A 21,453-nucleotide genomic window follows, 5' to 3' on the forward strand; every position below is an offset into this window, starting at 1 on the left:
AGCACACGACATGTTGCTCCTTCTGGAAGCGGCTTCAGTCGCGACGCGGCGTCTGTCAGCGGCTGGCTTCGGAGCCAGTCGGGACCGGGGTCCTTCCAACAGTGCACCCGCCCGGTGACCGGCCCAGCATGAGGTGGGCAGGCTAATCGCCGGCCCCGGTGCGGCGCTACACTGCGCATTGCTGCCGCGCGCATCTCGGTGACGCTGCTGCTGGCAGCATGCTGTGAGCGGCCGCGGCGCGACCGCCGCGCTTTTCCCCTCCCGCTTCTGCAAGGTTGTCCATGTCTTCTTCTCTTCGCCTCGCCATGGCCCAGTTCGATTTCCCGGTCGGCGCCGTCGCCCAGAACACCGACCGGATCATCGCGTTGATCGAGGAGGCGCGCGACGAGTACGGCGCCGACGTGGTGCTGTTCCCGGAGCTGGCGGTCAGCGGCTACCCGCCGGAAGACCTGCTGCTGCGGCCGGGCTTCCTGGCCGATTGCGAGCGCGCGGTGCAGCGCATCGCCGCGCAGGTTCGCGGCATCGTCGCGGTGCTCGGCTGGCCGCAGAGCGCCGGCAGCGTGGTCTACAACGCCGCCAGCGTGCTGCGCGGCGGCCGCATCGAACGCACCTATCGCAAGCGCGAACTGCCCAACTACGCGGTGTTCGACGAGCGCCGTTATTTCGACGTGGATCCGGACGGCGAGAACTGCGTGTTCGAGGTCAACGGCACGTCGGTTGGTTTGGTGATCTGCGAGGACCTGTGGTTCCCGGAGCCGCTGGCGGCGACCGTGCGGGCGGGCGCGGAACTGGTGCTGGTGCCCAATGCCTCGCCCTACGAGCGCGGCAAGCACGCGCAGCGCGATGCCTTGCTGGCCGAGCGCAGCCGCGAGAGTGGTGCGGCACTGGCCTATCTCAACGTGGTCGGCGGCCAGGATGCGCTGGTGTTCGACGGCGCCTCGGTCGTGGCCGACGGCGACGGCACCGTGCATCCGGCCGCGGCCGCGTTCACCGACCAGTGGCTGGTGGTGGAATACGACACCGCCGCACGCCGTTTCGCGCCGCTGCGCTGGACCGACGACGGCGACGAGAGCATGGATGCGCTGGCCTGGCGCGCGGTGGTGCGCGGGTTGCAGGACTATTGCGCCAAGAATCGCTTTTCCAAGGTGTGGCTTGGCCTGTCCGGCGGCATCGATTCGGCGCTGGTGCTGGCGATGGCGGTGGACGCGCTGGGCGTGGACAACGTCACCGCGGTGCGCTTGCCGTCGCGCTACACCGCCGACCTGTCCAACGACCTGGCTGCCGATCAATGCCGTGTCCTCGGCGTGAAGCTGGAGACGGTGGCGATCGAGCCGGCGTTCGAGGGCCTGCTGAGCGCGCTCGGCCCGCTGTTCGCCGGCACCGAGCCCGACGTCACCGAAGAGAACCTGCAGTCGCGCAGCCGTGGCGTGATCCTGATGGCGCTGGCCAACAAGTTCGGCGGCCTGCTGCTGACCACCGGCAACAAGAGCGAGTACGCGGTGGGCTACGCCACCATCTATGGCGACATGTGCGGCGGCTACGCGCCGCTGAAGGACCTGTACAAGACCGAGGTGTTCGGCCTGGCGAAATGGCGCAACACGGTCGGCGGCACGCCGGTGATCCCGCCGGCGGTGATCACGCGGCCGCCCTCCGCGGAGCTGCGCGCCAACCAGACCGACCAGGATTCGCTGCCGCCGTACGACGTGCTCGACGGCATCCTGTATCGCTACGTCGACCAGGAGGAATCGCGCGACGAGATCGTCGCCGCCGGCTACGCCGCCGAGGTGGTCGACCGGGTGGTGCGGCTGGTGCGCATCAGCGAGTGGAAGCGGCACCAGGCCGCGCCGGGGCCGAAGGTGTCGCGCCGCGCGTTCGGACGCGAGCGGCGCTATCCGATCAGCAATGGGTATCAGGCCTGAGGCGGTTTTCGACCTGGCAGATAGTGTAGGAGCGGCTTCAGCCGCGACGCAGTCGATTGGGAAGCGTCGCGGCTGAAGCCGCTCCTATGAGGGAAGTCGTTGACAGGAAGCCGCCGCCGCGCGCGCCGCGCTCGCTTTTGCGAATCCCCAATCCCGACTCCCCAATCCCCACCCTCACACCACCTGCAGCAGTCGCAACCCAAACGCATCGTCCTGCGCATTCCAGCCGTGGCTGACGCGCAGGCCGGCCTCGGCGGCCATCGCCGCGAAGCTCTGGTCGGTGTACTTGTGGCTGTACTCGACCTGCATCGCTTCGCCCTCGGCGAAATCGAAGCGCTGCCCGGCCACGGTCACCTGCTGTGCGCACTGGCTGACCAGGAAGGTCTCGATGCGTTCGCGCGCTTCCGAATACACCGCATGATGGCGGAACTGCGCCAGGTCGAAGTCGCTGCCGATCTCGCGGTTGAGGCGGCGCAGCAAGTTCAGGGTGAACGCGGCGGTGACGCCGGCGGCATCGTTGTAGGCCGCCTCCAGCAATGCCGTGTCTTTGACCAGGTCGATGCCGATCAGCGCACAGCCGTCCGCGCCCATGGTCTGGCGCATCGAGCGCAGCAGGGCGATGCCGTCCTCGCGGGTGAAGTTGCCCAGGGTCGAGCCGGGGAAGAACACCAGGGTACGGCGCGCCCCGCGCTGCGGCGCCGGCAGCGCCACCGGCGCGGTGAAGTCGGCGCACACCGGCAGCATCTGGATGTGCGGGAAGCGCTCGGCCAGCCGCGTGGTGCTGGACATCAGCATGTCGCGGGAAATTTCGATGGGCGTGTAGGCCACCGGCATGCGCAGGCCGTCCAGCAGCAACTGGGTCTTGCGGCCGCTGCCGCTGCCCAGCTCCACCACATGCGCGCCGGTGCCCACCGCCTGCGCGATCGACGGCATCCGCGCTTCCAGCAGATCCAGCTCGGTGCGGGTCAGGTAGTACTCGGGCTGGCGGGTGATCGCCTCGAACAGGCGCGAACCCTCGGCGTCATAGAAATACTTGGACGGCAGCTGCTTGGGGCTGCATGACAGGCCGGCGATCGCATCGGCGGTGATGTCGTCCGCTTGCGGATGCAGGTCGGTCAGGGCGGCTTCGGTCAGGGCACGGGCGGTTGCGGCATTCATGCGGAATCCTTGGCCAGGCGCACGCCGGCGAACTGCCACCGCGCATCGGAGGGGAAGAAGTTGCGGTAGCTGGCGCGGATGTGATCGTGCGGCGTGGCACAACTGCCGCCGCGCAACACCCACTGCGCGTTCATGAACTTGCCGTTGTATTCGCCCAGCGTGCCCGACCATGGGCGGAAGCCGGGGTAGGGCAGGTAGGCGCTGCCGGTCCATTCCCAGACATCGCCGAACAACTGCTGCAGGCCGGTATCGGCCGGCGCCGCCGGCTGCGGGTGCAGCGCATCGCTCTCGACGAAGTTGCCGGCGATGGCGACGCCGGTAGCGGCCTGTTCCCACTCCGCCTCGGTCGGCAGGCGCGCGCCGGCCCAGCGCGCGAAGGCGTCGGCCTCGAACAGGCTGAGATGGCACACCGGCGCATGCGGATCGCGCTCGCGCCAGCCACCGAGGGTGAATTCGCGCACGCCATCGGCATGCCAGTACAGCGGGCGCTGCCAGTCCTCGGCGCAACGCTGCGCCCAGCCGTCGCTGAGCCACAGTCCGACCGTGCGATAGCCGCCATCGGCGATGAACTCGGCGTATTCGGCATTGCTCACCGGGCGGCTGGCCAGCGCGTGTGCCGGCACCAGCACGCGATGCCGCGGCGATTCGTTGTCGTAGGCGAAGGTCGTCTGCGCCGGCCAGGCGGCAGCCCCGATCTCGCTGATCTGTTCGTCGCGCTGCAGCCAGCGCAGCGGCGACGCCGGCGCGTGCTGTGTCGCCAGGTCCGCGCGATACGCCGGACCCAGCGGATTGCGCCAGAACGCGTGCTTGATGTCGGTGAGCAGCAGTTCCTGGTGTTGCTGTTCGTGCTGCAGGCCCAGTTCCAGGATCTGCAGGGTCTGCGGTGCCAGGGTGCCGGCCTGCAACTGCGCCAGCACGCGGGTATCGATCTCGCTGCGATAGTCCAGCACCTGCGCCAGCGATGGCCGCGACAGCAGGCCGCGATGCGGCCGCGCATGCGCCGGGCCGATGCTCTGGTAGTAGCTGTTGAACAGATAGTCCCACTGCGGATCGTGCGCGCGGTACGCCGGATCGGCGCCGAGCACGAAACGCTCGAAGAACCAGGTGGTGTGCGCCAGATGCCATTTGGTCGGGCTGGCGTCGTCCATGCTCTGCACCATCGCGTCTTCTTCGCTCAACGGCGCGGCGAGCTGACGGCTGCGCGCACGCACGCGACGCAGGCGGTCCGCCAGTGTCGCGACGGATGCGATGGGCGAGGGCGGTGACGCCGGAGAGATCGCTTGCATCGATGCAGTCTTAGCGCTACGGCGTGAACGGACCGTCACGCGTCGCGGACCACGGCGTTACCCTAGACACATGTCTACGACCGCCTCGCGCCCTGCTGCCAGTCCGGCTTCTGCGGAAGAGCTGGTCGACCTCGATGCCGCGGCGGATGCGTTCGCGCTGCCGGCCGGCGTGCGCTACCTGGACACCGCCAGCAAGGGCCCGCGGCTGCACCGGGCGCTGGCCGCAGGGCAGGCGGCGCTGGCCGATTCGATTGCGCCGTGGACGCTGTCCTTCGATGCCTGGCGCGCGCAGATCGAAGACCTGCGCACGCTGGCCGCGGCCACGGTGTTCTCGGGCGACAGCGAGGGCGTGGCGATGGTGCCGTCGGCCGCGTACGGCCTGGCCATTGCGGCGCGACAGGTGCCGCTGGCGCCCGGCGATGCGGTACTGCTGCTCGATGGCCAGTTCCCATCGAATTTGCTGGCGTGGCAGCAACGCTGCGCCGAGAGCGGCGCATCCCTGGCGGTGGTGCGGCGTGCACCTGGGCAGGACTGGACCGCGGCGGTGCTGGCGACGCTGGACACCCAGCCGCGCGTCCGCGTGGCGACCCTGCCCAACGCCTACTGGCGCGACGGCAGCTTGCTGGATCTGGACCGGATCGCGCCGCGCGTGCATGCGGCCGGCGCGATGCTGGTGCTGGACCTGAGCCAGAGCCTGGGCGTGCTGCCGGTGCGGCTGGATGCCTGGCGGCCGGATTTCGTGGTCTCGGTCGGGCACAAATGGCTGCTCGGACCGATGGGGCTGGCGTGGCTGTGGGCCTCGCCGCACTGGCGCGTGCATGGCGTTCCGTTCGAGCAGCACTGGCAGGCGCGCGATCCGGGCGGCGATTGGCAGTTTCCGGCCGAAGCGCCGCCGCCGTACCACAGCGGCGCGCGTCGCTTCGATGCCGGCGGTGTCGCCGATCCGCTGCGTCTGGCGATGGCCAGTGCCGCGCTGCAGCAGGTACAGCAGTGGCAGCCGGCGCGCATCGCGCAGCGGCTCGCCGACCTTGGCGGGGCCTTCGACGCGGAATTGCAGGCGCTGGGCGCGGGCGACTGGACCGTGCCCGGGCACGCGCCGCACCTGTACGCGCTGCGTCCACCGGCGTCGGCGATGCCGGCGCTGCTGCCCTGGTTGCAGCAGGCGCACGTCATCTGCACGCATCGTCATGGTGCCCTGCGCATCGCCCCGTACCTGCAGCTGACGCCGGAGGCGATGCGTGGCCTGGCACAAGAGATGGTGGCTGCGGCGCGTGCTTGAACGCACGTGCGTGCGTGCGTTGTCTATCTTCAGTTTCGATGGGGAAGGCAGTCGATTACCGGTCTGCATCGTCGATCCTGTTGGGTGCATGGCTTCGTTGGTCGCGGCTGAAGCCGCTCCTACGAGAAAGCGGCATGCACGCCGTAGGAGCGGCTTCAACCGCGACCGCATGCGGTTGTGATGCGTTTCGTGCGGGCGCCGATGGCCGGCCGCACCTCATGCCCGCGGCGAGGCGCCTGGTTTACCGCCGCGCCGCCAGGCGCAACCCGCGCGGGGTCAGTACCCGCTCCAGCAACTCGAACAGGCCCTGCACCAGCAGCGCCAGCAGCGCGGCCGGCACCGCGCCTTCCAGGATCAGGCCGAGATCGTCCAGGCGGATGCCGGTGAGGATCGGCTGGCCGTAGCCACCGGCGCCGATCAGCGCGCCCAGGGTCGCGGTACCGACGTTGATCACCGCCGCGGTCTTGATGCCGGCGAGGATGGTGCGCAGCGCCAGCGGCAGTTCGATCCGCCACAGCCGGGTGCCCGGCGGCAGGCCGAGCGCGGCGGCGGTCTCGCGCAGTTCGCGGGCGATACCGGTGATGCCGGCATGGGTGTTGCGCACGATTGGCAGCAGGCTGTACAGGAACAGCGCGGCGATCGCCGGTTTGGCGCCGATGCCGAACAGCGGGATCATGAACACGAACACCGCCAGCGACGGCAGCGTCTGCAGCACGCCGGTCAGGGCCAGCACCGCCTGGCCGAGCCGTGGCCGGTGTGCCGCCAGAATACCCAGCGGCAGCGCCACCAGCAGGGCCAGGCCCAGCGACAGCCCGACCAGCGCAAGGTGCTCGCGGGTGCGTTGCAGCAGCCGCTGCAGGCGTCCGTCCTGGGCCGGCGCGGCGATGCCCAACCAGTGCGCGGCGATGGCGCTTTCGGCACGCTTGTCGAGCTTGGCCTCGGCGTTGAGGCGCTGCATGGTCGCCGCGTCGATGCGTCCGCCCAGTCCCTGCAGCGCCTGCACGAAGCGCGGCGCGCGCTGCGCCAGGTCGGCGCGGTACAGGAACACTGCGGCGTAGCGCGGGAAGTAATGCTTGTCGTCCTGCAGCACCAGCAGGTCGTGCGCCGGGATCTCGGCATCGGTGCTGTACAGGTCGGTGAGGTCGATCGCGCCGCTGTCGAGCGCGCGGTAGGCGAGGTCGTGGTCCAGGCCGGTGGGGGTCTGCGGCAGGCGGTAGGCGTCGCGCACGCCGGGCCAGCCGTCGGCACGCGAGACGAATTCGTTGCTCAGCCCGAATTTGAGCGTTGGATGCGCGGCGAGGTCGGACAGGCGTGCGATGCCCAGCGCCTGCGCGCGTTGCCGGCGCATGCCGAACGCATAGGTGTTGTCGAAGCCCAGCGGCGCGCTCATCGCCAGGCCGCGCTGCGCCAGCGCGCGCCGCAGCGCGGCGTCGTCGGCACCCGGCATCTGCAGCAGCTCGGCGGCCAGGGTGCCGGTGTACTCGGCGTAGGCGTCGATCGAGCCCTGCTCCAGCGCACGCCAGAGGATGCGGGTGCCGCCGAGTTGGCGCCGGTGCTCGACCTCGACGCCGGCCTGGCGCCCGGCGCCGGCGGCGATCTCGCCCAGCACCACCGCTTCGGTGAAGTTCTTCGAGCCGACCACCACCTTGGCGTCGGCGGCCGCGGCCGGCGCGCCCAGCAGGTTGGCCAGGCCGCCCAAGGCGACCAGCGCGATCGCGCGCCAGCGCGCGCCCGGCGACGTCACCGCGCATCCTCCAGGGTGCGCTGCGCCTGCAGGAACTGGCCGACGAACGGATCGGCCGGCGTCTCCAGCAAGGTGCGTGCGCTGCCTTCCTGCACCACGCGGCCGCCGCGCATCAGCACCAGGGTATCGCCCAGGTAGGCGGCCTCGGCGACGTCGTGGGTCACCAGCACCACGGTCTTGCCGAGCAGCGCGAACAGCTCGCGCATCTGCGTCTGCAGCTCGTGGCGCACGATCGGGTCGAGCGCGCCCAGCGGTTCGTCCAGCAGCAGCACCGGCGGGTCCAGCAACAGCGCGCGGATCAGCCCAACGCGCTGGCGCTGGCCGCCGGACAGCTCGGCCGGGTAACGCGCCAGCAGCGCTTCCGGCAGGCGGCACAATTCGGCCAGCTCGTGCAGGCGCGCCTCGATGCGCGGCCGTGCCCAGCCCAGCGTGCGCGCCAGCAAGGCGGCGTTGTCGCGCGCGCTCAGGTGCGGGAACAGGCCGCCTTCCTGGATCACGTAGCCGATGCGCCGGCGCTGCGCCAGCAGAGTGGCGCGGCGCAGCGGTTCGCCCTGGAAGCGCACTTCGCCGGCGTCCGGCCATTCCAGCCCCAGCAGCAGGCGCAGCACGCTGGACTTGCCGGCGCCGCTGGGGCCGATCAACGCGGTGGTGCGGCCCGGGGCGATGCGCAGATCGACCCGGTCCAGTGCCAGCGTGTCGCCGTAGCGGCGGGTGACCCGATGCAGTTCGAACATCGCCGCAGCATAGCCGCAGGCGGCGACCACGCCGCGCGAAGACGCCGCCGCGGCCTCAGCGGGCGGCGCCGGTCAGCAGGTCCAATGTCGGTTTCGGCCGGCTCAGGTCGTACATCAGGCCGAAATGGGCTTCCGCGCCCTGCTGGTCCGGCTGGTCGAGCAATTCGTAGAGATTGACCTCGGCGACCACGTCGGCGTAATCGCTGCGCAGTGTCTGCAGGAGGTCCGCCACGCTGTCGTAGCAGGCGCCGTCGCCGGGATGGCCGCCATCGGTGTTGCCGGTGTACACCTCGGCGCAGTTGAGCTCGTTGACGTACACCTTGGTGCCGTACTTCTGCGCGGCGGCGCGCAGTTGTCCGAGATACAGATCCATCCAGTAGCCGCGCTCCCCGTGGAAGGCGTAGTAGTGGAAGCTGATGCGGTCGAAGTCGAAGCCGGCCGCCTTGGCCTGGTCCAGGAACCACAGCGAGCCGTTGCGGTCGCCGGGGCAGCGCGCGTTGGCCGAACGGTCGTCGCTGTTGCAGGCGGTGATGTTGATGGTGAACTGCAGGCCGGCGCCGAGTTCGTCGGATGCCTGCTTCATGCCGCGGTACATCGTGGTCATCGCCGCGATCCGCGCCGGGGCGGCGGCACGGTCCAGATCCTGCTCGTTGCCGATCTCCCAGACCTTGATGTCGTTGGCGTAGCGGCGCGCCAGCGCGTAGCCGATCTCGCGCGACATCGGATACACCATCGGCCGCAGCGCGATGTTGTACTTGCGCGAGAACTGCACCAACTGGTCGAGCACGGTGAAGTTGCGCGGGTCCACGTCGAACCGGTAGCTGCGCAGGTTGCGCTGGTCGAGCAGGCGGAACACCGCCTCGCTCTGGCTGAGCGGGTAGGCCTGGCGGCCGTCGTGGCCGTTGACCCCGTACACGATGGCCGGTGCCGCGGCGGCCGGAAGGGCGGCGGAGGCGAGAACGGCGGCGAACAACCACAGCAGCGGGCGCAGGATGGGCATGGGCATGGGTCCCAGCGGATCGGCACGGAGGAGGCGTGGAGGCAGCCTAGCAAGCGCGGCCGGCGGCGTCGGCACCAATTCCCGGGACTGCGGTGCGGGTCGCACTCCGCAGTGCCTGGTCTGGAAGCGCGCGCACACGGCTGTGCGCCCTGTGGCCAGGGCAGCCCTGCTGCGTAGGCACCGGCCTCTGTGCGCCCTGGCGCGTCGCCACAGTCTTCCGCGGCGGCCGAACACACGCGCCGACCAGTCGGCAGAGGTCCAATCGGCAGCCCTCAAACGCGACAGGGGCCTTGCGGCCCCTGTCGGTGTGCGTGTTGCCGGCGCGGTGGATCAGCGCTGCATCTGCGAGTTGGACTGTCCGGTGGCGGCGGACTTCTCGCCAGCGAACGGGTTGAGCTTGCGGATCATCCACGGGTACTTCGGCCAGTTGCCGGTCAGCCACGGATGCTGCGGGTCGTTGAGCTCGAGCACGCGGCGCGCGTCGGCGGCCAGGGTCTTGTTGCCTAGGTGGGTGTAGGCATCGGCCAGCACCGCCACTGCGTCGTACTGGTACGCGCTCTGCGGGTAGGTCTCCAGCAGGTAGGTGGCGCGCGAGGCGGCCGACACCCAGGCGTCGCGGCGCAGGTAGTACAGCGCGTTGTCCAGCTCGTGCTGGGCGAACACGTTGCGCAGGGCGATCATGCGCTCGCGCGCATCGGCGGCGTAGCGGCTGTTCGGGTAGCGCTCGGCGACGGTGTTGAAGTCGGCATAGGCCTGCTGCGGGGTGGACAGGTCGCGGCGGCTGGCATCCAGCGACCACACCCGGCGCAGGAACACCGTGTCGCGGTTGGAGTTGGACAACCCGCGCAGGTAGTACATGTAGGCGATGTTGCGCTGTGTCGGGTAGGTGCGGATGAAGCGGTCGATGGTGGACACCGCGTCGTCGTGCTTGCCGGCCTTGTACTGGGCGTAGGCGCTCTCGATCATCGCCTGCTCGGTGTAGTTGCCGTACGGGTACTGCGCGATCAGCCGCTTGAAGCTGCTCTCGGCGCCGGCCCAGTTGCCGCTCTCCATCTGCGCATGCGCCTTCTGGTAGAGCTGCTCCACCGGCATCCCCTCTTCGGGGTTCTTCTTCTGACGGTGGCAACCCGTCGCCACGACCAGCGTGACCAGCAGCAGGGCGATGAAACGGACGTGCGCGGACAGCGGGACGGAGCGTCGGATCATGGGTTCGGGCGCGGCAGGGCAGGAATACGAAGGGGCGATGATAGCCTAGTGGCCTGTCCTGCGACTGACTATGGCCGCCGCGACCCCCTTTTTCCGACCCAAGCCGTGCCTCTGCCATGCCCCATACCCCCCCGGATCTCCCCGAGGACGCCGTCAGCGACGGCCCGCGCCAGGCGCGCGTCCCCGATCATGCCGCCGGCCGCCGCTTCGACGCGGTGCTGGCCGAACTGTTCCCCGAGTACTCGCGGTCGCGCCTGGCCGAGTGGATCAAATCCGGCGACGCCCTGCTCGACGGCGCCCCGGCGCGGCCGCGCGATGCGCTGCGCGGCGGCGAGATCGCCAGCCTGCACGCGGTGCTGGACACCCAGACCCACGCCCTGCCCGAGGACATCCCGCTGGAGGTGCTGTACGAGGACGACCAGGTCATCGTGCTGAACAAGCCGGCCGGGCTGGTGGTGCATCCGGGCGCCGGCAACCCCAGCGGCACCCTGGTCAACGCCTTGCTGTACCGCGATCCGGGGCTGTCGGCGCTGCCGCGCGCCGGCATCGTGCACCGCCTGGACAAGGACACCAGCGGCGCCATGGTGGTGGCGCGGACCCTGCAGGCGCACACCTCGCTGGTGGCGCAGCTGTCCGCACGCGATGTGCACCGGCAATACCTGGCGGTGGTGGTCGGGGCGCTGGTCTCCGGCGGCACCGCCAACGCGCCGATCGACCGCCATCCGCGCGACCGCCTGCGCATGGCGGTGCGCGAGGACGGCCGCGACGCGGTCACCCACTACCGGCTGCGCGAGCGCTTCCGTGCCCACACGGCCCTGGAATGCCGCCTGGAGACCGGCCGTACCCACCAGATCCGCGTGCACATGGCGCACCTGAAGCACCCCATCGTCGGCGACCCGCTGTACGGCGGCCCGTTGAAGCTGCCCAAGGGCGCCAGCGAGGAGCTGATCGGCGAGCTGCGCGGCTTCAAGCGCCAGGCACTGCATGCCGAGACCCTGGAGTTCAAGCATCCGTCGAGCGGCGAGCCGGTGCGCGCCACCGCGGCGGTGCCGGCCGACCTGCAGCAGTTGATGGCCTCCTTGCGTGCGGATGCGCAGGCGGCCGCCGAGCGGACGCGGCGCTGAGCATGGCCAGGTCGCCCGTCTCCCGTGCCCTGCTGGCCTGCGGTCCGGCCCTGGCAGATGGCCGGCCGGTCCGCGGCGACGCGGCAGCCGCTGCCGGCCGAGCCCGCCGCCGATGACCGACTTCGCCCTGCACGCCGACTGGCCGGCCCCGCCGCGCGTACGCGCCCTGACCACGCTGCGCCACGGCGCCGGCGCCTCGCGGCCGCCGTTCGACCATTTCAATCTTGGCAACCGCAGCGCCGCCGACGGCGACGACCCGGCCACGGTGCAGCGCAACCGCGACGAGCTGGCGGATCGGCTGACGCTGCCGACGCCGCCGCATTGGCTGCGCCAGGTGCACGGCGTGCAGGTGCTGCGCTTCGACGGGCCGCCGCATGGTACCGGCATCGACGCCGAGCCGACCGCCGATGCCGCAGTCACCGCCGAAGCGGGCGTGGTGCTGGCGATCCTGACCGCCGACTGCCTGCCGGTGGTGTTCGCCGCGCGCGATGGCAGCGAGGTCGGTGCCGCGCACGCCGGCTGGCAGGGGCTGGCCGGCGGCGTGCTGGAGGCCACCGTGGCCGCGCTGCGCACGCCGGCTGCACACCTGCAGGCCTGGCTGGGCCCGGCGGCCGGACCGCAGCATTACGAGATCGGCAGCGAGGTGCGCGAGGCGTTCCTGCGCCACGATCCGGCCGCCGCCGCCGCCGCGTTCGTGGACACCCGGCCCGGACACTGGCGGGTGGACCTGTACGCGCTGGCGCGGCAGCGCCTGGTCGCGGCCGGCATGGCGCCGGAGCAGATCCACGGCGGCGGCCTGTGCACCATCGCCGATGCGCAGCGCTTCTACTCCTATCGGCGCGACCGCCGCAGCGGGCGCATGGCGACCCTGGCGTGGATCGCGCCCTGACCTCGCCGTTGTTCGCGCAGCTACTGGGGCCGGCGTTCGCGCAGTTGCCGCCGGTGCTGCGCGCGCTGCACACCCCGTCGTCTCAGTCGCGCTATGTCGGTCAGGCGGTGGTGCAGCGCGGCCAGCATCCGCTGCTGCCGCTGTGCGCGTGGCTGGTACGGCTGCCGCGCACCGGGCCGGCGACGCCGGTGGAGGTGGTGTTCCGCGCCGATGCGCACGGCGAGCGCTGGGAGCGCCGCTTCGGCACGCATGCCATGCCCTCGCGGCTGTGGTTGCACCGTGGCCGCCTGCGCGAGCGCCTGGGTGCGGTGGTCTTCGAATTCGCCCTGCGGATCGAGGGCGCCGGCATCGAATGGCGCGCGGCGCGGGCCTGGGCCTTCGGCGTGCTGCCGCTGCCACGGCGCTGGCTGGCCGGCGTGCACTGCCGCGAAGACCAGCGCGACGGCCGCTATGCGTTCGTGATCGCGGTGACCCTGCCGTGGATCGGGCCGTTCATCCGCTACGAGGGCTGGCTTGCGCCGGCCTGAGCCGCCGCCGGTCGCGACGCCCACGGCGCCGGAGGACGCGGCCATCGTCGTGTTCGACGGGGTGTGTGCGCTGTGCAGCCGCTGGGTGCGGTTCCTGCTGCGCCATGACCGCCGCGGTCGTTACCGCTTTGCGGCGATGCAGTCGCCGCGCGGCAGCGCCTTGTTGCGCGAACACGGGCTGGATCCGGCCGATCCGCTGTCGTTCCTGCTGCTGACCCGGCATGGCGCATTGACCGATTCGGACGCGGCGATCGCGGTGATTGCCGGGCTCGGTGGGGTGTGGCGCAGCGTCGCGGTGCTGCGCCTGCTGCCGCGGCGCTGGCGCGACGCCGGCTATCGGGTGCTGGCGCGCAATCGTCATCGCTGGTTCGGCACCACCGCGCAGTGTTTCCTGCCGGAGCCGGCGCAGCGGTCGCGGTTTCTGGACTGAGCGCGGCGCGCCGCCCGACTCAGCCGCTGCCGCGCGCGAACGGCACCACCTTGCCGTCGGTACCGCCGGCGCGGCCGCTGTCGAGGCGGAACACGCCGACCGCGGCGGCCAGGCCGCCAGCCTGTTCCTCCATGCTGCGCGCGGCGGCGGTGGCTTCCTCGACCAGGGCGGCGTTGCGCTGGGTCACTTCGTCCAGCTGCGCCACGGTGCGGTTGACCTGTTCGATGCCGCTGGACTGCTCGCCGCTGGCGGCGCTGATCTCGCCGATCAGGCCGGTCACGCGCTGCACCGAGCCGACGATCTCGTGCATGGTGGCGCCGGCGCGGTTGACCAGCGCCGCGCCTTCGCCGACGGTGCGCGTCGATGCCTCGATCAGGTCCTTGATCTCCTTGGCCGCATCGGCCGAGCGCTGCGCCAGCGAGCGCACTTCCGCGGCGACCACGGCGAAGCCGCGGCCCTGTTCGCCGGCGCGCGCCGCCTCCACCGCGGCGTTGAGCGCCAGGATGTTGGTCTGGAAGGCGATCCCGTCGATCACGCCGATGATCTCGCCGATGCGCTGCGAGGAGGCGCTGATCGCGCGCATCGTCGCCACCACCTCGTCCATCACCTGGCCGCCGGAACGGGCGACCTCGCCGGTGTTCTGCACCAGGCCGTTGGCCTGCTGCGCGTTGTCGGCGTTCTGCTTCACCGCCGAGGTCAGTTCCTCCATCGAACTGGCGGTCTCTTCCAGGCTCGCCGCCTGCTGTTCGGTGCGATCGGACAGGTCGGTGTTGCCCGCGGCGATCTCGGAGGCGGCGCGGCGGATGGTCTCGGCCGCGTCCTGGATGCCGACGATGATCTCGGTGAGCTTGGCGACGGTGCGGTTGGTGTCATCGCGCAACCGTGCGAACACGCCCTGCGCCTGGCCGTCGACGCGGTGGGTGAGGTCGCCCTCGGCCAGCGCCGTCAGCGCCCCGGCCAGTTCCGCCAGGTTGCGCTCCACCGCGTCGGCGATCCGGTTGACGCCTTCGGCCAGCGACTTGAGCACCCCGTCCATCGCCGCGGTGTCGATGCGCTGACTGAAATCGCCACGCGCGGCGGCCTCGATCACCGTGGCCAGCGCCTGTTCGGCGGCGACCTGTGCGGTCACTTCCTCCCATTGCGCGATGGTGCCCAGGCGGCGGCCGTCGGCGCCGTTGATCGGGCTGTACACGAAATCGATCTGGCGGCCGAAGAACGGCGCACGTACGCGCTTGGAGCCGGTCAGCGCGCGCATGCGGTCGATCGCCGCCTGACTGTCCGGGTAGATGTCGCCGATGCTGCCGCCGACGAACTGTTCGGCACGAAATTCCGGGCGGAAGCGCTGCACGTCCGGCTCGATGGTGCGCAGCATCTGCAGCAGCTTGCGGTTGGCGAAATGCACGCGGCCATCGTCGTCGGCGATGCGCACCATGGTGTCGAGATCGTCCAGCGCCTGGATGACGAAGCGGCCATGCTGCAGTTCCGCTTCGGTCTGCACCTGGCGCGCGGCCAGCGCCTGCTGCGCGTGCTGCACCGCGCGCAACAGCGCCACCTCGGCGGCGTCGCCGGTCAGGTCCACGCGCTGCTCGAAGCGGCCTTCGCCGAGCGCCTGCAGCGCCTGCGTGGCCCGCTCCAGCGAGCGCGGCGCGCTGCGTCTGCCGGCCCAGGCCAGCGTCGCCGCCACGGCTGCGGCACCCAGCAGTGCTGGCAGCAAGCGCGGTAGCGCCGAGCCGGTGGGCCCGGTCGCGCGACCCACATGTACGGCATAGCCGGCCAGCGCCAGCAGCACCAGCACATGGGCGAGGGCGAGGGCGAGCAGCGCCGAATGCGGGCGCAGCCAGGAAGGGGAGGTCGGGCGGAGAGCGGCAGATGGCGAGGGCATGGTGTGCACCGGTTAGGAAACAACGGGCAACGCCGCGGGGGCGACGCGATCTCGCGGGGGTACACCCAGTATCGGCGCATCGCCAGGCGTGCTTGATCGCAGGCGCCTGCCGTTCGTCGGAAACTTCACATGGCCTGGACACCCATCGCCCGCTGGGCAAGGTGCCATGGTGTGCTGCGCTGCAGCAGGATGGCGTCGCGGGCGGACGTGCAGTCGGCCGGGCGAGCGTGCCGGCCCAGCCATGGCCGGGCAGGCCGTCATCGCCACCGGCCGCATCTGCGCGGCCGGTGGCGGGGTGGTACGGGGCGGGCCGCTTACTTCGCCGGCGTCGCCGCGTCGGGCAGGGTCCAGGCGATCACGCTGTCGCCGGCCTTGGTGTCCATGCGGTCGTGGCCGCCGATCGCGGCGACGATGTACTGCTTGCCACCGACGGTGTAGCTCAGCGGCGCGGCCTGCGGACCGGCCGGCACGCGCACTTCCCACAGCAGCTTGCCGGTCTGGGTGTCGTAGCCGCGCAGGAAGTCGTCCAGCGCCGCGCCGATGAAGGTCACGCCGCCGGCAGTGGCCAGCGAGCCGCTGTTGTTGGGCGTGCCCAGCTCGAACTTCATCTTCGACGGAATGCCCATCGGGCCCTGGTCGTAGCCGGTGCCCAGCGGACGCCGCCAGATCACCTGCTGGGTGCGCAGGTCCACGCCGGAGATATAGCCCCACGGCGGCGCCACGCACGGAGTGTTCAGCGGCGACATCCACGGCTCCTTGCGTGCGCCGTACGGCAGGCCTTCCTGGGCCATGTAGCCGGGCGTCTTGCTCTTGCCGTTGAACACCGACACCACGCCCAGCGCCTGCATTTCCTGGCGCGGATACACGTGTTCGGTGTAGGGCAGGCGATTGCTGTTCATCACCATGATGCCGCGCTGCAGGTCCACCGACACGCCGCCCCAGTTGATGCCGCCGTGGTTGCCGGTGAAGGCCAGCGAGCCGCCCAGGCTGGGCGGGGTGAACATGCCCTCGTAGCGCAGCCGCTTGAACTGGATGCGGCACACCAGTTGGTCGAACGGGGTGATGCCCCAGGCGTCGGATTCGACGAGGGTCTCGTAGTCCTTGCTCGGCGCGCCGACGGTGTTGGGCATACCCGGCGACACCGGCTGGGTCTTGGCGGTCCAGTCGCCGTGGTCGGTGCCCTGCGGCACCGGGAGCTGCTGCACCGGCATGATCGGCGCGCCGGTCTCGCGGTCGAGCACGAACACCTGGCCGGACTTGGTGGCCTGGATCACCGCCGGGCGGGTGCCGCCGCCGGGCACCGGGAAATCCACCAGGTTCGGCTGCGGGCCGATGTCGTAGTCCCACAGGTCGTGGTTGATGGTGCGGAAGTGCCAACGCTCCTTGCCGGTGGCCGCATCCAGCGCGACCAGCGAGGCGGTGTACTCCTCTTCCTGCGGCGTGCGCTGCTTGCCGAAGAAATCGCCGGAGGCGTTGCCGGTGGGCAGATAGACCAGGCCCAACTGGTCGTCGGCGGCCATCAGCGACCACACGTTCGGGGTCGAGCGAGTGTAGGTCTGGCCGGCCGGTGGGGCCGCGTCGATTGCCGGATTGCCGAGGTCCCAGGCCCAGCGCAGCTGCCCGCTGATCGCGTCGAAAGCGCGCACCACGCCGGACGGCGCGTCGCGTTCCTGGCCGTCGCGGATCTGCCCGGTGGGCTGGATCACCACGCCGCGCATCACCACCGGCGGCGAGGTGGGGCCGACGAAGCCGGGCTTGGTGTTGCCGGTGTCCTTGTTCAGGTCGACATAGCCGTGCGTGCCGAAGCTGTCGCACAGCTTGCCGGTGAGTGCGTCGAGCGCGCCCAGGCGGCCATCCACCATCGGCCAGAAGATGCGCTTGGCGCATTCGGCGACCGGGGTGGGCGCTTCGAAATAGGACACGCCGCGGCAGGTGGTGGCGGCGACGCCGGCCATGGCCTTCGGATTGGTCTGCGGATCGAAGCGCCAGCGCTCCTTGCCGGTGGTGGCCTCGACCGCGATCACCTTCTGCGTGGGCGTGCAGATGTAGACCAGGTCGCCGACCTTCAGCGGGGTGTTCTGGAACGCATAGCCGAGCTTGGAGCCGGCCGGCTTGAGGTCGCCGGTGTGGAATTCCCAGGCGACCTTCAGATCCTTGACGTTGTCCGGAGTGATCTGTGCGCCGGGGCTGTAGTGGTTGGACAGGTTGGACCCGGCATAGGCGGTCCAGTTGCCCGCATCGTGGTTGCCGGCGACGTTGCCATCGGGGCTGTTCACCGTGGCGCGGCTGAAGGCGGCCTGCGGGCGCTGCGCGGCGAGGCTGGGATCGGCCAGTTCCACCGTGCGCGGGAACAGCAGCGGCGCGAACACCAGGGCCGCGCCCAGCACCGGCAGCACGCCGGCGACCAGCAGATAGCCGATGCCGGAGACGGGCGCCAGACGCCAGCGTGCGACCTTCCAGAACGGCAACAGCAGCAGGCCGAGCACCGAGATCATCGCCAGGCGCGGGATCAGCGCCCAGCCGTCCAGGCCGACCTCGGCCAGGGCCCAGGCGATGGTCGCGGCCAGGGTCACGCCGAACAGCCACAGGCCGACGCGGCGGCCGAGCGCGAGCAGCAAGCCGGACACGGCGAGTGCCACGCCGGCGAGCAGGTAGTACCAGGAGCCGCCGACGGCGACGAGTTGCCCGCCCATGACGGCGAGCGCGACGCCGATCACGGCGATGAGGACGGCGTAGCCGGCGAACAGCCAGCGACCGGGTCCGTGTGGGGAGGAAGAAGCAGTCATGAGCGAAACATCCGACGAGGATCCCTGGCGCGTGGCGCGAATGGCAGCGGTGCAGGCGGATCGTGGGGGGAGAGGCGAGGGCGGGGCCGCGAGGACGGCGCGCATCGCAAGGCAGCGACCGCGCCGCTGCGTTCTCGGAAAGCATGGAACCGGCGCGGCGCGTGGGGCCTATTTTAGGCTGCGCAGGTCGTCGGGCCGTGATGGCACGCGGAACACTGCGTCATGCGGCGCCGTGGTGGACGCCGCATGGCGATATCTTGAGGGGAGCGCGCGGCGCGCAGGGGCCGGCCGCGCGGCGTGCGAAAGCGCGCCGCCGCTAACGCAGGCTTTCCAGCGCCTGCAGATAGCGCTGGCGCCAGGCATTGATGTCGTGCTTGCGCAGGTGGTCCATCATCGCCTGCCAACGTTCGATGCGCTTGGCCTTGGGCAACGAGGCGCCGGTGGCGATGGCGTCGGCGACGCCGTCCAGGTCGTGCGGATTGACCAGCAGCGCTTCCTTCAGTTCGTCGGCGGCGCCGGCCAGCAGCGACAGCACCAGCACGCCGGGATTCTCCGGATCCTGTGCGGCCACGTACTCCTTGGCCACCAGGTTCATGCCGTCGCGCAGCGGCGTCACCAGGCCGACCTGCGCGGCGCGGTAGAAGCCGGTCAGGGTGGCGTGGGTGAAGTTGCGGTTGACGTAGCGCAGCGGGGTCCAGTCCGGCTCGGCATGCCCGCCGTTGATGTGCCCGGCGATCTGTTCGAGCTGGTTGCGCAGCTGCTTGTATTCGGTGACGTCGCCGCGCGAGACCGGGGCGATCTGCAGGTAGGTGAGGCTGCCGCGCTGGTCGGCATGCCGTTCCAGGTAGCGTTCGAAGCCGAGGAAACGTTCCGGCAGGCCCTTGGAGTAGTCCAGCCGGTCCACGCCGATCGCCAGCTGGCGATCGCGCAGACTGTTGCGCAAATCGCGTACCGCCGGCTTGCTCACTGCCGCGCGCGCCTGCTGCGCGATCAGGTTGGTGTCGATGCCGATCGGGAACATCGCGGCGCGGAAGCGGCGGCCGCCCGGGGCTTCCAGCACGCCGTCCTTGATCACCTTGCCGCCGCCGAACAGGCGCACGTAGGCCTGGAAACGGTCGACGTCGCGGCGGGTCTGGAAGCCGATCAGGTCGTAGGCGTAGAAGCCGGAGAACAGCCGTGCGTGGTCCGGCAGCGCCTGGATCAGGTCGGCCGAAGGGAACGGCACGTGCAGGAAGAACCCGATGCGGCAGCCGATGCCGCGTTCGCGCAGCAGCGAGGCCAGCGGAATCAGGTGATAGTCGTGGATCCACACCGTGTCGTCCTCGCGCAGCATCGGCGCGAGCTTGTCGGCGAACATGGCGTTGACCCGGCGGTAGCCTTCGCGCGTGGCGCGGTCGTAGTCGACCAGGTCCAGGCGGAAGTGCAGCAGCGGCCACAGCGTGCGGTTGGCGAAGCCGTTGTAGTACGCGTCCAGGTCGGCGCGATTCAGGTCCATGGTGACGAAGCGGATGTCGCCCTGGGTCTGCTCGTGCATGGCGCCGCTGTCGCCGCGCACGGTCTTGCCGCTCCAGCCGAACCACACGCCGCCGCGCTCCTTCAGCGCCGCCAGCAAGCCCACCGCCAAGCCGCCGGCACGGTTCTCGCCGGGCAAGGCCACACGGTTGGATACCACCACCAATCTGCTCATGATGCCTCCTGCCAACTGCGTGACAAGCGCATGGCGGCGATGATCAGGCCGACATGCGAATAGGTCTGCGGGAAATTGCCCCAGGCTTCGCCGTTGTCGAAGGCCAGATCCTCCGACAGCAGGCCCAGGTGATTGCGCCGGGCGAGGATGCGCTCGAACAGCTCGCGCGCTTCCTCCTTGCGGCCGATCGCGGCCAGGGCGTCGATGTACCAGAACGTGCAGATGGTGAAGCTGGTCTCCGGTTCGCCGAAATCGTCCGGCGCCACGTAGCGGTACAGCGCATCGCCATGCTTGAGGTCGCGGCCGATCGCCTCGACGGTGGCGATGAAGCGCGGATCGTCCGGGGCGATGAAGCCGATGTCCGCCAGCAACAGCAGCGAGGCGTCCAGCCGGTGGCCGTTGAAGGTGTCGGTGAAGTGCCCCAGCTCCGCGTTCCAGGCCTCGGCCAGCACGCGCGCGTGGATGCGGTCGGCGCGGTCGCGCCAGTGCGCCACGCGCTCGTCCAGGCCCAGCCGTGCGGCGATCTTGGCCAGGCGGTCGCAGGCGGCCCAGCACATCGCGCTGGTGTAGGTGTGCACCTCGGCGCGGCCGCGGAATTCCCACAGGCCGGCGTCGGGCACGTCGTGCAGTTCGAACGCGCGCTCGCCCAGCGGTTCCAGGCGCAGGAAGGTGTGGGTATCGCCGGGATCCTTCAGGCGCAGGTCGAAGAACAGCTGGGTGGAGGCCAGCACCACGCTGCCGTACACGTCGTGCTGCTTCTGGATCCAGGCCAGGTTGCCGCGCCGCACCGGGCCCATGCCGCGGTAGCCGGCCAGCGACTCGACCTCGTGTTCTTCCAGCGCCGCTTCGAAGCCGATGCCGTACAGCGGCTGCAGGCTGCCGTCGGTAGTGGCGATGTTGAAGATGTAGCCGAGGAACTGCTCCATGGTGCGGGTGGCGCCGAGCCGGTTCAGCGCGCGCACCACGAAGGCGGCATCGCGCAGCCAGCAGTAGCGGTAGTCCCAGTTGCGCGGGGTGTCCGGCGCTTCCGGGATGGAGGTGGTCATCGCCGCGATGATCGCGCCGCTGTCCTCGTACTGGCACAGCTTCAGGGTGATCGCGCTGCGGATCACCGCGTCCTGCCAGTCCAGCGGCACCGACAGGTAACGCACCCACTCGCGCCAGTATTCCTCGGTGCGTTCCTGCGCTTCCTGGATGTAGCCGGTCAGCGAGCGGGTCAGCGATTCGTCCACGCCCAGCATCAGGTTGACCGGGTGGTTGAGCACGAACGGCAGCTCGTCGCGGATGAAGCGCACCGGCACGTCGGTGGTCAGGCGCAGGGTGAAGTCCGGCAGCAGCCAGCGCACGTGATTGCTGCCCCAGGTGCGCTCCGGCTGGCGCGCGCCCCAGTCGGCCAGCGGCCTGGCCAGCACGCGGATGCGCGGGTTGCCGGCCAGCGGCCGCACCTGGCGGATGATGCTGACCGGGCGGTAGAAGCGGCCGTGGTTGCGCCAGCGCGGCGCGAAGTCGATCACCTCCACCGCGCCGCCATGGGCGTCGCGCAGCACCGTGCGCAGGATCGCGGTGTTGGCCAGGTAGTGTTGGTCGCTGTCGACGAAATCTTCCAGCTCGATGCTGAAGTCGCCGCCGGGATGCGCACGCGGGGAGAGCAGGGCGCAGAACGCCGGATCGCCGTCGAAGGCCGGCAGGCAGCTCCACACCACACTGGCCCGTTTGTCGATCAGGGCGCCGAAGCTGCCGTTGCCGATGACGCCGAGGTCGAGATTGGGGGAACTCATGGAGCGGACGGGTCCTTGTGCGGA

General features: G+C 70.5%; 16 protein-coding genes. 6 read left to right on the forward strand and 10 right to left on the reverse strand.

All coding sequences use genetic code 11. The annotated features are described in order from the left end of the window. The first annotated feature begins 281 nt into the window (after positions 1 to 281). Positions 282 to 1,919 carry an NAD+ synthase gene (locus QN245_RS05585; RefSeq protein WP_184447002.1) on the forward strand — a complete coding sequence of 546 codons (1,638 nt, stop codon included), beginning with the start codon at positions 282 to 284 and terminating at the stop codon, positions 1,917 to 1,919. Between the two features lie 174 nt (positions 1,920 to 2,093). Here the strand turns inward: QN245_RS05585 and egtD are convergent, their stop codons facing one another. Further along, on the reverse strand, positions 2,094 to 3,077 hold the full coding sequence (egtD, locus tag QN245_RS05590; RefSeq protein WP_317844766.1) for an L-histidine N(alpha)-methyltransferase: 984 nt from the start codon (positions 3,075 to 3,077) through the stop codon (positions 2,094 to 2,096). Further along, a complete protein-coding gene (gene egtB, locus QN245_RS05595; protein WP_160967720.1) occupies positions 3,074 to 4,363 on the reverse strand; it encodes an ergothioneine biosynthesis protein EgtB in 1,290 nt (429 codons plus the stop codon). The genes egtD and egtB overlap by 4 nt, the downstream gene beginning before the upstream one ends. Positions 4,364 to 4,433: 70 nt before the next feature. Between egtB and QN245_RS05600 the strand changes: the two genes are divergently transcribed. Further along, positions 4,434 to 5,642, forward strand: a complete 1,209-nt coding sequence (locus QN245_RS05600; RefSeq protein ID WP_317844767.1) for an aminotransferase class V-fold PLP-dependent enzyme — start codon at positions 4,434 to 4,436, stop codon at positions 5,640 to 5,642. A gap of 241 nt (positions 5,643 to 5,883) precedes the next feature. On the opposite strand, the gene QN245_RS05605 is transcribed toward QN245_RS05600, so the two are convergent. The 4 genes from QN245_RS05605 to QN245_RS05620 all read right to left on the reverse strand — a co-directional run bounded on the left by QN245_RS05605 (position 5,884) and on the right by QN245_RS05620 (position 10,326). Beyond that, complete coding sequence (locus QN245_RS05605; protein ID WP_425612945.1) at positions 5,884 to 7,341, reverse strand: ABC transporter permease/substrate-binding protein; 1,458 nt, start codon at positions 7,339 to 7,341, stop codon at positions 5,884 to 5,886. Positions 7,342 to 7,382: 41 nt separating this feature from the next. Beyond that, positions 7,383 to 8,120, reverse strand: a complete 738-nt coding sequence (locus QN245_RS05610; RefSeq protein ID WP_317844768.1) for an ATP-binding cassette domain-containing protein — start codon at positions 8,118 to 8,120, stop codon at positions 7,383 to 7,385. A gap of 55 nt (positions 8,121 to 8,175) precedes the next feature. Further along, positions 8,176 to 9,126 (reverse strand): glycoside hydrolase family protein, encoded by a 951-nt coding sequence (locus tag QN245_RS05615; RefSeq protein ID WP_317844769.1) that lies wholly within the window; start codon positions 9,124 to 9,126, stop codon positions 8,176 to 8,178. Positions 9,127 to 9,450: 324 nt separating this feature from the next. Further along, positions 9,451 to 10,326 (reverse strand): outer membrane protein assembly factor BamD, encoded by an 876-nt coding sequence (locus tag QN245_RS05620; protein WP_160970943.1) that lies wholly within the window; start codon positions 10,324 to 10,326, stop codon positions 9,451 to 9,453. Between the two features lie 116 nt (positions 10,327 to 10,442). Between QN245_RS05620 and rluD the strand changes: the two genes are divergently transcribed. The 4 genes from rluD to QN245_RS05640 all read left to right on the forward strand — a co-directional run bounded on the left by rluD (position 10,443) and on the right by QN245_RS05640 (position 13,296). Continuing rightward, positions 10,443 to 11,450, forward strand: a complete 1,008-nt coding sequence (gene rluD / locus QN245_RS05625) for a 23S rRNA pseudouridine(1911/1915/1917) synthase RluD (RefSeq protein ID WP_160970941.1) — start codon at positions 10,443 to 10,445, stop codon at positions 11,448 to 11,450. Between the two features lie 112 nt (positions 11,451 to 11,562). Continuing rightward, entirely contained in the window at positions 11,563 to 12,339 is a 777-nt protein-coding gene (gene pgeF, locus QN245_RS05630) for a peptidoglycan editing factor PgeF (RefSeq protein ID WP_317844770.1), read from the forward strand. Beyond that, positions 12,324 to 12,866, forward strand: coding sequence for a DUF4166 domain-containing protein (locus tag QN245_RS05635; RefSeq protein WP_317844771.1), 543 nt, complete (start codon positions 12,324 to 12,326; stop codon positions 12,864 to 12,866). The genes pgeF and QN245_RS05635 overlap by 16 nt, the downstream gene beginning before the upstream one ends. Continuing rightward, the gene (locus QN245_RS05640) at positions 12,853 to 13,296 is read left to right on the forward strand and encodes a thiol-disulfide oxidoreductase DCC family protein (RefSeq protein WP_317844772.1); all 444 of its coding nucleotides are present in this window, start codon (positions 12,853 to 12,855) and stop codon (positions 13,294 to 13,296) included. Before QN245_RS05635 ends, QN245_RS05640 begins: the two co-directional genes overlap by 14 nt. 19 nt (positions 13,297 to 13,315) lie before the next feature. Here the strand turns inward: QN245_RS05640 and QN245_RS05645 are convergent, their stop codons facing one another. From QN245_RS05645 to QN245_RS05660, 4 genes are all read right to left on the reverse strand, one after another. Continuing rightward, positions 13,316 to 15,178, reverse strand: coding sequence for a methyl-accepting chemotaxis protein (locus QN245_RS05645; protein ID WP_317844773.1), 1,863 nt, complete (start codon positions 15,176 to 15,178; stop codon positions 13,316 to 13,318). A gap of 314 nt (positions 15,179 to 15,492) precedes the next feature. Then, positions 15,493 to 17,925 (reverse strand): membrane-bound PQQ-dependent dehydrogenase, glucose/quinate/shikimate family, encoded by a 2,433-nt coding sequence (locus tag QN245_RS05650; protein WP_184447442.1) that lies wholly within the window; start codon positions 17,923 to 17,925, stop codon positions 15,493 to 15,495. A 355-nt stretch (positions 17,926 to 18,280) separates the two neighbouring features. Beyond that, positions 18,281 to 19,651, reverse strand: coding sequence for an alpha,alpha-trehalose-phosphate synthase (UDP-forming) (gene otsA / locus QN245_RS05655; protein ID WP_160970931.1), 1,371 nt, complete (start codon positions 19,649 to 19,651; stop codon positions 18,281 to 18,283). Further along, the gene (locus QN245_RS05660; protein ID WP_184446990.1) at positions 19,648 to 21,429 is read right to left on the reverse strand and encodes a glycoside hydrolase family 15 protein; all 1,782 of its coding nucleotides are present in this window, start codon (positions 21,427 to 21,429) and stop codon (positions 19,648 to 19,650) included. Before QN245_RS05660 ends, otsA begins: the two co-directional genes overlap by 4 nt. Between the last annotated feature and the right edge of the window lie 24 nt (positions 21,430 to 21,453).

Source organism: Xanthomonas rydalmerensis, assembly GCF_033170385.1.
GTDB lineage: Bacteria > Pseudomonadota > Gammaproteobacteria > Xanthomonadales > Xanthomonadaceae > Xanthomonas_A > Xanthomonas_A rydalmerensis.